Origin of the sequence: Candidatus Endomicrobiellum pyrsonymphae (assembly GCF_020328025.1) — a bacterium.
GTDB classification, from domain to species: domain Bacteria; phylum Elusimicrobiota; class Endomicrobiia; order Endomicrobiales; family Endomicrobiaceae; genus Endomicrobiellum; species Endomicrobiellum pyrsonymphae.
Genome location: NZ_JAIXMZ010000058.1, coordinates 1 through 7,960, shown reverse-complemented (window position 1 = coordinate 7,960; position 7,960 = coordinate 1). Strand labels below are relative to the sequence as shown.

Annotated in this window: 11 protein-coding genes, 1 tRNA gene and 1 pseudogene; 6 read left to right on the top strand and 7 right to left on the bottom strand. The window is 40.1% G+C overall.

The genetic code is table 11. The annotated features are described in order from the left end of the window. Positions 1-400 precede the first annotated feature (400 nt). The 5 genes and pseudogenes from LE180_RS05405 to LE180_RS05385 form a co-directional block, all read left to right on the top strand. A complete protein-coding gene (locus LE180_RS05405; RefSeq protein ID WP_374134435.1) occupies positions 401-964 on the top strand; it encodes a hypothetical protein in 564 nt (187 codons plus the stop codon). 30 nt (positions 965-994) lie between these two features. Beyond that, a complete protein-coding gene (locus LE180_RS05400) occupies positions 995-1,120 on the top strand; it encodes a hypothetical protein (RefSeq protein WP_374134434.1) in 126 nt (41 codons plus the stop codon). Between the two features lie 1,036 nt (positions 1,121-2,156). Next, a complete protein-coding gene (locus tag LE180_RS05395) occupies positions 2,157-2,354 on the top strand; it encodes a hypothetical protein (RefSeq protein ID WP_374134433.1) in 198 nt (65 codons plus the stop codon). Beyond that, a complete protein-coding gene (locus LE180_RS05390) occupies positions 2,308-3,261 on the top strand; it encodes a hypothetical protein (RefSeq protein ID WP_374134432.1) in 954 nt (317 codons plus the stop codon). Before LE180_RS05395 ends, LE180_RS05390 begins: the two co-directional genes overlap by 47 nt. A 329-nt stretch (positions 3,262-3,590) precedes the next feature. Beyond that, a pseudogene (locus LE180_RS05385) lies at positions 3,591-3,716 on the top strand (tyrosine-type recombinase/integrase); the annotation flags it as partial. A 92-nt stretch (positions 3,717-3,808) separates the two neighbouring features. On the opposite strand, the gene LE180_RS05380 reads toward LE180_RS05385, so the two are convergent. The 7 genes from LE180_RS05380 to der form a co-directional block, all read right to left on the bottom strand. Beyond that, a tRNA-Pro gene (locus LE180_RS05380) sits at positions 3,809-3,882 on the bottom strand. Between the two features lie 83 nt (positions 3,883-3,965). After that, positions 3,966-4,334 (bottom strand): MerR family transcriptional regulator, encoded by a 369-nt coding sequence (locus LE180_RS05375; RefSeq protein WP_374134431.1) that lies wholly within the window; start codon positions 4,332-4,334, stop codon positions 3,966-3,968. Positions 4,335-4,351: 17 nt separating this feature from the next. Beyond that, positions 4,352-4,612: an HU family DNA-binding protein gene (locus LE180_RS05370; protein WP_374134430.1), complete on the bottom strand. Its 261-nt coding sequence runs from the start codon at positions 4,610-4,612 to the stop codon at positions 4,352-4,354. Positions 4,613-4,620: 8 nt separating this feature from the next. Continuing rightward, positions 4,621-5,121 (bottom strand): NAD(P)H-dependent glycerol-3-phosphate dehydrogenase, encoded by a 501-nt coding sequence (locus tag LE180_RS05365; RefSeq protein WP_374134436.1) that lies wholly within the window; start codon positions 5,119-5,121, stop codon positions 4,621-4,623. Between the two features lie 26 nt (positions 5,122-5,147). Continuing rightward, positions 5,148-5,375: a 2-dehydropantoate 2-reductase N-terminal domain-containing protein gene (locus LE180_RS05360; protein WP_374134429.1), complete on the bottom strand. Its 228-nt coding sequence runs from the start codon at positions 5,373-5,375 to the stop codon at positions 5,148-5,150. 1 nt (position 5,376) lies between these two features. After that, complete coding sequence (gene plsY / locus LE180_RS05355) at positions 5,377-5,976, bottom strand: glycerol-3-phosphate 1-O-acyltransferase PlsY (RefSeq protein WP_374134428.1); 600 nt, start codon at positions 5,974-5,976, stop codon at positions 5,377-5,379. Positions 5,977-5,980: 4 nt separating this feature from the next. Next, complete coding sequence (gene der / locus LE180_RS05350; protein ID WP_374134427.1) at positions 5,981-7,306, bottom strand: ribosome biogenesis GTPase Der; 1,326 nt, start codon at positions 7,304-7,306, stop codon at positions 5,981-5,983. 294 nt (positions 7,307-7,600) lie between these two features. Here der and LE180_RS05345 point away from each other — a divergent pair, with 294 nt between their 5' ends. Continuing rightward, the gene (locus LE180_RS05345) at positions 7,601-7,813 is read left to right on the top strand and encodes a hypothetical protein (protein WP_374134426.1); all 213 of its coding nucleotides are present in this window, start codon (positions 7,601-7,603) and stop codon (positions 7,811-7,813) included. Positions 7,814-7,960: the final 147 nt, after the last annotated feature.

Genomic DNA, 7,960 nt, shown 5'->3' with positions numbered 1-7,960 from the left:
ACTCTTAAAAAGAAGACATAATATGATGACATTACGTTTAAGAAGATGTGTAAGCTTGTTTGTTTGCCTTTCTCTGCTCCTTTCGGCATGCTCGCCCGATAAACCTAGCAAAGCTAGCGGGTTCGCTGGAAATAGAGTAGAGTTGGCTTATGACCTATGTTCAAGTAAAGGTAAGGTTTTTGTGGAGGTAGGAAAGCCTATTGGATCTATAGGTGAAATGGAATGTATGACAGAGAACGGCAGTATAATATGTAAAAATACAAAAAATGGTAGTGAGTGTGAATTAACAAAAGTTGAGCTGTGCAACGAACTAGGTGAAGATTGTAAAGATTTCGAATTTGGTGTGACCCCGGTACCGTGCAATGAACCAAGCGATAAATCAAAAGGCGCGTGTCTTCCTATGAGACTAATAGGAGAGGAGGCGCTGGCGACGACGGATGAGCAGAAGGAGTTGCAGACGCTGTTTGTGAAGATAAAAGAGGCGGGGGAGAAGGCACTGACGCCGGATGAGAAGAAGGAGCTGGATAAGTTGGATCTGAAGGTGAAGGAGGCGGGGGAGAAGGCACTGACGCCGGATGAGAAGAAGGAGCTGGATAAGTTGAATCTGAAGGTGGCGGAGGCGGGGAAGACGGTGCTGACGCCGGAGCAGTATGAGAGGATGGAGGTGCTGGTGGCTCTGATGCGTATGGCGCCGGATGAGAAGAAGAAATATCTGGTGAAGATGAAGGCGACGGAGTTGAAGGAGTGGATGACGCTGTTTGCGAAGGTGGAGCATGTGGGGGAGAAGGCACTGACGTCGAAGCAGCAGAAGAGGAAGGCGGAGTTGTGGGGGAAGACGGTGCTGACGCTGGGAGAGCAGAAGGAGAAGAAGGCGTTGCAGATGAAGATGGAAAAGGCGGTGGAGAAGGCGCTGACGCCGGAACAGCAGAAGAGGATAAAGGAGCTGTCGAATCTGTTGCAGTAGTAGTAGGTGTCAAGATAATCTGTCTGTTTGATGTGGCAATATGGCAAAAATGGCAGAATGCTGAGGAAGGAAGGCGGCGTTGAGAACAGATTTTGGGACGAAAAAGATGTTGCAGGAGAAGTTTTAGTTGAAGAAGAAGTTGCAGTCGTAGTATAAAAAGTCTTTGTACTAGTCTGAAAAGTCTTTGAATTTTGTTCATTGGAACTTTGTTCCTTGGGACTTAGTCCCTTTAAAATAGTGTTTCTTTAAAAAATTGTCCCCCGGGATTTTGTCCCTTGGGAACTTAGTTCCTTGAGCCATTGGCTCTTGGAGCTTAGCTCCTTTATTATAGAGTCCATTTAGCCGTTTTTTTGGAGTGTTTTGTTTGATTTTTGATTATAATCTTTGATGATTTTAGATTAAGAGGGTAGAAAGAAGACAAAGATCTTTGATTGAATTTTGATTGGTTTCATTGTTTTCATCATATAATTTCTAAGGTTGAAATGTTGAAGGTAAGGGATTAAATTTGTATAATGACGATAGTTGTAGTTGATTTGTTAAAAGCTTTGATTTGATACAATCACATTTGATTTGGTATAATTGATTTTCTTATAAATGCAAAACAAAAAAGGTGGGAATAAAATAAAAGTGGGAATTTTCACGTGAAGCTATACATAGTCCGCATTCCCCTAATATCCAAATCTAAATCTATCAAAACCGATAGATAAAAACAAAAGAGAAAGTTGTGACAATTTAGACAACAACGATGCTGGATTGCTTCGTCATTTCATCATCGCAAGGACGCCGATAGTATGATGACATTACAATTAAAGAGATGTGTAAGCTTGTTTGTTTGCCTTTCTCTGCTCGTTTCGGCATGCTCGCCCGATAAATCTAGCAAAGCTGATAGCAAAGCTAGTAGCAAAGCTGGCGGGTTCGCTAGGGCGACGACTGACAATAAAGTAGAGTTGGCTTATGAACTATGTTCAAATAAGGATAAGGTTATTGTGGAGGCAGGAAAGCCTATTAAATCTATAGGTGAAATGGAATGTACAACAGAGAACGGCAGTATAATATGTAAAAATACAAAAAATGATAGTGAGTGTGGATTAAAAAAAGTTGAGCTGTGTAACGAGCTAGGTGAAGATTGTAAAGATTTCGAATTTGGCGTGAACCCGGTACCGTGTGAACCAAGCGATAAATCAACGGGCGCATGTCGTCCTATGAGTCTAACAGGAGAGGAGGAGCTGGAGGAGCTGACGATGGTGGCGGCGAAGGGTGCGCTGACGCCGAAGCAGCAGAAGGGGATGGCGAAATGGGCGGTGAAGAGCCTGATGTCACTGGAGCAGTTGGAGGGACTGGCGATGCTGTCGCCGAAGCAGCAGAAGGAGTACTTGGAGTTGAAGAGTAAGGAGCAACTGGTGAATATGAGGTTGCTGAGGACTTCAAAGACGCTGTCGCCGGAGTGGATAGAGAAGGCGAAGATGGGGCTGGTGACGACGACGACGCTGTCGCCGGATAAGCAGAAGGAGTTGCAGACGTTGCAGGAGAAGTCGGAAGTGGCGATGAAGAAGGCACTGACGCCGAAGCAGCATAAGAGGCTGAAAATGTTGGAGGAGCTGATGCAGATGATGGTGTCGGCGGATGTGGCGGGGCTGACGCCGGAACAGCAGGAGGCACTGGCGGGGCTGACGGTGACGGATGAGAGGTTGACGCCGGAAGAGCAGAAAAAGAAGGAGGCTCTGACGAAGTTGATGCTGGTGACGCCGGATGAGAAGGAGGAGCTGGATAAGCTGAATCTGAAGGAGGAGGAGGCGAGGAAGAACGCTCTGACGTCGGATGAGAAGGAGGAGCTGGATAAGCTGAATCTGAAGGAGGGGGATGCTGGGGAGAAGGCTCTGACGTCGGATGAGAAGAAGGAGCTGGATAAGCTGAATCTGAAGAAGTTTGCGGCGGTGGAGAAGGCGCTGACGCCGGAGCAGCGTGAGAGGATGGTGGTGCTGAGGACTCTGATACGTATGGAGCCGAAGGAGAAGAAGAAATATCTGGTGAAGATGAAGGCGACGGAGTTGAAGGAGTGGATGACGCTGTCGGTGAGGGTGAATCAGGCGAAGGGGACGGTGCTGACGTTGGATGAGACGGCTAGGGAGAGGGAGCTGGTGGCGCTGGAGGAGACGGAGAAGACTCTGTCGCCGGAGCAGCAGGAGGTTCTGAAGACGTTGCAGATGAAGATGAATGTGGCGGCGAAGAAGGCGCTGACGTTGGATGAGACGGCGAGGTGGACGGAGCTGTCGAATCTGTTGCAGGAGAAGAAGTAGTAGTAGGGGTCAAGATAATCTGTCTGTTTGATGTGGCAATATGGCGAATATGACCAGAAGATTGATGCAGGAATGATGGTGCGTCGTTGAAAACAGATTTTGAGACGATGAAGATGTTGCAGGCGAGGGCAGATGAGAAAAAAAAGTTGCAGTCGTAGTATAAAAATCTTTGTACTAGTCTGAAAAGTCTTTATACTTCGGGTTTTACATTAAAATGACTGTCCGTTTTAGGATAACTCTTCATATCCATAAGTCCTGAGTCCTGACAGCTTTTACAAGTCTCTCTATTTGATACTTAGCTACTTAATAAAAGATATAAGTTTAAGAATGTGAGTTTTCGTACTTTACGTCATACTTTCGATAGTTGCTTGGTTATAAATGGAATTAGCTTTTTTACAGTAAGTCAGCTTTTGGGACATTCAAAAATAGAAACAACAATGACATATGCCCACATATCGAAAGAACATTTAAAAAATTCTGTTGATATTTTGGATTTCAGACACTCCCTATTTGTACCCAAAACGTACCATCTTATGAGTAAAAAGCATCGGGGCGACTGGACTCGAACCAGCGATCTCTCCCACCCCAAGGGAGTGCGCTAGCCAGCTACGCCACGCCCCGACCCGAAAACTATCAAACTTACCCTCACACAAAAAGGGCATCCACTAGAACCACAATCAAACTGACTCTCCTCGAGCATTGTATTATTTTTTAAACAATTTTAAAAGGTGTTTTAGTTCGTCTTTAATATTTATTAAAAATTCAGAATCAGGCATATGCGTCAAATACGCGTCTGCCGATGAACCTATAGATTTTTTACGCTTGTCGCGCATTAGGCATTTTTTAACACCCTCAATTGTGTATCTTTGATTGTACAATAAATCTTTGATTTTAAAAACTATTTCCACATCTTCTTTACGATATTTTTTATGTCCTGTGCTTTTTCTAACGGGTCTTAAAAGCTTAAATTCGCTCTCCCAATACCTTAAAGTATGCTTTGGAACAAGCGTTATCTGAGATAATTCTCCGATTGTAAAATATTCTTTATCAGGTATTGGTGGAATTTTAGACATCTCATTTCCTTTCTATATTACTCAAAAAAATCTTTTGACTGCTTAAATCTTATTTTTTTCATCGGAGCTATAAGAAGTTTTTCACCTGTTTTAGGATTCCTACCGTTTTTTGTTCTTGTTTCAAACATATTAAAACTTCCAAAACCTGTTACAACAACTTTCTCTCCATTTTTTAAAGCATTTGATATATCTTCAAAAACTTTATTTACGGCAGCATCAGCTTCCTTTTTTGAACTTAACATTTTTGACAACGATGTCGCTATATCATTTTTAGTCATTGAATCACCTACTCGTGTTTTGATTTTCTTGTCATTAATCCGTTTACAGCTTCGAGAGGATTTTTATTCTTAAATAAAACCCCATATACTTCATTTATTATTGGAAGTTCTATGTTAAGTTTTTTGCCGACTTCATAAGCGCTTATTGTATTTTTTACGCCCTCGACAACCATTCCCAAACACTTTTCAGCATCTTCCAAACATTTTCCCTCGCCTATCGATTGCCCTACAGAGCGATTTCTTGAATGCCTTGAAAAACAGGTAACCATCAAATCACCTAATCCGGACAATCCGTAAAAAGTTTCTTCTTTTCCACCTAAAGCAACTCCGATTTTTGTAAGTTCTCTAAGACCTCTTGTAACTATCGCAGCTTTTGTATTATCTCCGTAATTTAAACCATCAATGATTCCAGAAGCAATTGCAAAAACGTTTTTTAAAGCTGCTCCAATTTCAACGCCTATAATGTCAGTTTGATTGTAAACTCTAAAAAAATCATTCATAAAAAGAATTCTACATTTTTCTGCAGTTTCAATATTTATTGCCGTCGACGTAACGGCAGTTGGTACAAGCTATCAAATTCGCTTGTAACAACCATCCCTTCATGTAAATGAGCGCCTGCTTTAAAAGGTTTTATTTTTCTGTCCTGCAAATCTTTCGCTCTTTTTTTATCAAACTCCCAAAGAGTAACATTATGCCCATTGTCAAACAAAAGAGCTGCAAGCGTAGCGCCCCACGAGCCTGCTCCCAAAACAGTAATTTCCATTCTATCTCCTCTTAAACATTCTAAATCTGTTTTCAGAGCCTTCTTTCAATCTTTTTATATTTGCTTTGTGTTTATAAATAATTAACATCGCGAAAGCAAAAGAAAATATTATAGCCTCTATATCATGTCCTGAAAAATAGGAAGATAGAGGCAAACTTATTGCAGCGCATATTGATCCTATTGCAACATAACCCGAAAACATAAAAACTAAACCAAAAATACCAAAAGCTACCAACGAAGGCAATGGCATAAGCGCCAAAAACACGCCTAATCCTGTAGCAACACCCTTTCCGCCTTTAAATTTTAAAAATATTGTAAATATGTGCCCAAGCATTGTAGCTGCCACAACGGCAACGGAGTAAGAAAAAGAATTATCTATTAATATTGCAAAATATACGGGAATAAAACCCTTTAAAACATCTGCCACAAAAGTTGCTATTCCTGCGCTTTTTCCAACTGACCTGAAAACATTTGTAGTTCCTGGGTTTCCTGACCCCACTGTACGTATATCAACTTTGGCAACGTTTTTAGCGATAATATACGCAAAAGGAATTGACCCACATAAATATGCAAAAACAATATATAAGAATTTTATAAACATTTTATTACTGCTCCATTTTCTTCTTATAATATTTTCTAAATTTTAATATTATCGGCGTACCATAAAAACCAAACCTTGCTCTTAAACAATTTTCGAGAAATCTTTCGTAAGAAAAATGTATGAGTTCCATATCATTTACTGAAAAAACAAATATAGGCGGTTTGGATGCAACTTGAGCATACTCTTTTAATTTTAACGTTTTACCTTTACTTGTATAAGGTTTTCTTGCAATAGCATCTCTTATAACTTCATTAAGTTCTTCTTGCGTAAGTTCTTTTGAATACTGCTTAAACACAAGTTCTGCTTCTTGAAATACTCTCTCTAATCTCTGTCCTGTTTTTGCCGATATAAAAAGAATATCCACCCAGCTCATAAACTTTATTCTTTCTCTCAGCTGCTCTTCAAAATATTTTGCAGCTTCTTCTTTTTCCTCTATCAGATCCCATTTATTTACGGCTACGATAACCGGCTTTTTCTTTTCATGAAGAAGTCTTGCAACTTTAACTTCAGTCTCGCCAATACCTTGAGAAGCATCTGCAACCAAAACCGCAACATCTGCGTCCTCAATAGCATAGTCTGTACTAAGGGTTGAAAGATATTCCATATCATCTTTCATTTTACTGCCTCTGTGCAAACCGGCAGTATCTATAACAATATATTCCTTATCATTAACCCGTACATGAACAGTCAAAGAATCTCTTGTTGTACCTGGAATATCGTGAACAATACTTCTTTCTTCTTTAGCGACAGCATTTACAAGTGAAGATTTCCCTACATTTGATTTTCCCACAAAAATTATTTTTAAGATCTCTTGCGCTTTCTTTGATTTTCTGTTGTATTTAATATTGTCCCAAATTCGATCCAATAAATCGTGTATGCTCCTTCCATGATTTGCAGAAATAAAAACAGTCCCATCAAAGCTAAGCTCGTAAAATTCGTAGCCTTTTATCTCTTCTGCCTGTGTGTCTATTTTATTTACTACAAGAATTGCTCTCTTCTGGCTAAGTCTTATTTGCTGGGCAATTTGCGCGTCCATAGGATGAATACCAGTTTTACCGTCAACAACAAACAACACTATGTCTGCTTTCTCAACAGCAATGCCAAGCTGACGAGACATATCTTTTGAAAAAACTGAAACGTCCGAACTCCAACCTGCAGTATCTGTCACAATAAATTTTTTGTCTTTCCATGAAACTTCGTAATCGTTTCTATCTCTTGTTGTGCCAGAAGTTTTATGAACAATTGCTTTTCTCCTGCCAACAAGTCTGTTGAAGAGAGTGGATTTGCCTACATTGGGTCTGCCTACTATAGCAATTTTTGTTAATATCAATTAATCCCCTTTCCTCTCTTACATCATACCTATTTTCCCATTTCTCTGAAATAAGTCGCTCTCTCCTAACAATCTGTTCTCGAATATCTTTATCGATGAGTGGCAGGTGTTAGTCTAGAGCTTCTCTCGCCCCAAATATCCTTGTCGGGGACGCTACGGAGAGAGAATGCAGGCAATAATTACTATCGGAAATCCTTTCGTGTATGTTTGAGTTTCAGTGATAGTCTTTCATCGTAAAATATTTTTTATGCGCTTTGCCTCTTACATCGAGGATTCTATAATATTATTAACATATTGGCAAATAATTACATAATATCACAACATAATGCGCATTTTAGGAATTTTAAAGTTTGCGGACTTGCATCATGTCAAATCAAATTCTTAATTTACAATTCAACCCTAAAATCAGGCAAAGATTATGGGCAAAAGTCAGGTAAAAAACAGACATTTTTAAAACAATTTCACAGCGAAGAAGTTTTAACGAATGGAACGATTTTAGAGCTATAGAGTTTCAAAGGTACAACGAAACAGAACGGCTGATTTTGTATTTTAGGTTACATTTGGGGATATTAAACAGAAAAGAAATATCAATGAGAACAGGCATACCTAAGTATCAAATAGAGAGATTTGTAAAAGCGATTAGAACTTATGGAT